We start from the raw sequence: 2,402 nt of genomic DNA on the forward strand, positions 1-2,402 counted from the left end.
TGTAAACCGGCATGCAAAACTTTCCAGGTTTCCGGGGTGATCGGCATCCAATAGTTTCCACCCCGGGTTGTGCAACCATCCGGCTTTTTGCCGGAGAAACCTGGGGTGTTATCCATGGACCTCATCGCCGAAATCCGGCGTCGCCATCTTGTCAGTGGCGAGAGCATTACTTCGATTGCGCGTAGCCTGAAGCTTTCCCGTCCCACGGTACGCAAACATCTGCGAACCACATCACCGCCTACCTATCAGCGGCAGCATCAGCCAGCGCCAAAGCTGACTGACGCCTTCCAGCAGTTGCTGACTTCCTGGCTGACTGTCGAACAAGCATTGCCCAAATCTCAGCGCAGAACCGCACAACGCCTGTTTGAAGGACTGCAGGCAGAGGGTTATCTGGGGAGCTATGACGGTGTACGCCGTTTCGTCAAACGCTGGAAGGCAAGCAGCACACGCCCCTCAGTGTCCCAAGCCTTTGTGCCGCTGCGCTTTGCGCCAGGCGAGATTTGCCAGTTCGACTGGAGCCACGAGCAAGTCGACATCAACGGTGCCTCGCAGAAGGTCAAGGTGGCGCACTTCCGTCTGGTCTACAGCCGGCAAATGTTTGTCGTCGCCTATCCCCGTGAAACCCAGGAGATGCTGTTTGATGCGCATAACCGTGCGTTTGCCTTCTTCGGCGGGGTGCCGCAACGGATGGTCTACGACAACCTCAAGGCGGTGGTGCAAACGATCCTGATCGGCAAGGAGCGCCAGTTCAACCCACGCTTCATGGCGCTGGCCAACCATTACCTGTTTGAGCCGGTGGCGTGTACACCGGGATCCGGCTGGGAGAAGGGACAGGTGGAGAATCAGGTCGGCAATATCCGGGAGTGGCTGTTTACGCCCAAACCCCGCTTTGCCAGTCTGGCGGACCTCAATGACTGGCTGGCAAAGCGTTGCCAGGAACTGGCCAGCCGGCCGCATCCCGCCGAAGACCGTCCGATTGCGACGGTCTTCGCTGAAGAGCAAGCCGCATTACGTGCCATTGTGGCCCCCTTTGATGGTTATCTTGAAGAAATCCTGCGCGTTTCCAGCACCTGTCTGGTTCGTGTGGATTACAACCGCTATAGCGTACCGGCCGACTTTGCCGGTAAAGCCGTGTCGGTCCGACTGAGCGCTGACCGATTACGCATTGTGCATGACCTGCAAACCATCGCCGAACATCCGCGACAGTTTGGTCGGAACCAGTTGGTCTGCGATCCCTGGCACTATCTGCCGGTGCTGGAGAAGAAGCCAGGCGCATTGCGCCATGGCGCACCGTTTGTGGAGTGGGATTTACCCACGCCCATTCGCAGTGTCAGGGATAGATTGCTCAAGCAACCCAAGGGTGACCGAGCCTTTGTCGAGTTGCTGCAACTGGCCCGGGAGGCCGGACTGGAACCTCTGCAAGTTGCTTGCGAACTCAGTCTGGAAACGGGTGTGGTGACAGGTGCCATCGTCATGAATGAACTGCGGCGCCTTCTGACACCACAGCCACCGGCTCGCATCAGCTTGCCCGAGCAATTGCAGTTGCGCAGCGAACCACTGGCCGACTGCGCTCGCTATGACCTGCTGCGTGGAGGTGCCCATGTCCTGCATTGACCGGATAGCACAACTGAAATCCTTGCAGCTGTACGGCATGGCTGCAGCCTGGAGTGAACTGCAAGCCGAGAAGCCGCGTCAGCCATCCGCACCGGAAGCCTGGCTGGATCGGCTGATCGATGCAGAACAACAAGACCGGCAAACCCGCAGCCTGCGTTACCAGCTCAAAGCTGCCAAGTTTCCGATACATCGAGATCTGGCAGGCTTTGACTGGTCGGAAACCCCGTTGCAGCAAGCGCAGATCGAGCAACTGGCGAGCACCAATTTCATGGAAACCGCACATAACCTCATTCTGGTTGGCGGCACAGGAACCGGCAAAACCCATCTGGCCACCTCCCTGGGAATTGCTGCCATCCACCGCAGCAAGCGGGTGCGCTTCTTCAACGCGGTCGATCTGGTCAATCAGTTGGAGAAGGAAAAGCAGTTGGGTAAGGCGGGCAATCTGGCCAAGCAACTGGCGCAGATGGATGCGGTAATTCTGGATGAACTGGGCTATTTGCCGTTCCCGACATCAGGCGGGGCACTGCTGTTTCACCTGATCAGCCAGCTATACGAAAAAACCAGCCTGATCATCACCACCAATCTGTCGTTTGGCGACTGGGTCACCGTGTTCGGCGATGCCAAGATAACAACGGCCTTGTTGGATCGACTGACGCATCACTGCGAAATCCTGGAAACAGGCAACGACTCGTTCCGTTTCAAGCAGCGGAAAAGTCAGGCGAAAATCTGCTGATCAAGTGGAAACTTTTGGACGCCGGTCGGTGGAAAAAATTGGATGCCGGTTGACA

Annotated in this window: 2 protein-coding genes; both read left to right on the forward strand. The window is 57.4% G+C overall.

What is annotated here, in order from left to right; genetic code table 11:
• Positions 1-114 precede the first annotated feature (114 nt).
• Entirely contained in the window at positions 115-1,614 is a 1,500-nt protein-coding gene (gene istA, locus AC0KVQ_RS16300) for an IS21 family transposase (RefSeq protein WP_473422250.1), read from the forward strand.
• Positions 1,601-2,347 carry an IS21-like element helper ATPase IstB gene (istB, locus tag AC0KVQ_RS16305; protein ID WP_473422251.1) on the forward strand — a complete coding sequence of 249 codons (747 nt, stop codon included), beginning with the start codon at positions 1,601-1,603 and terminating at the stop codon, positions 2,345-2,347. Before istA ends, istB begins: the two co-directional genes overlap by 14 nt.
• Positions 2,348-2,402 lie beyond the last annotated feature (55 nt).

This window comes from Formivibrio sp. oc-25 (assembly GCF_055810895.1).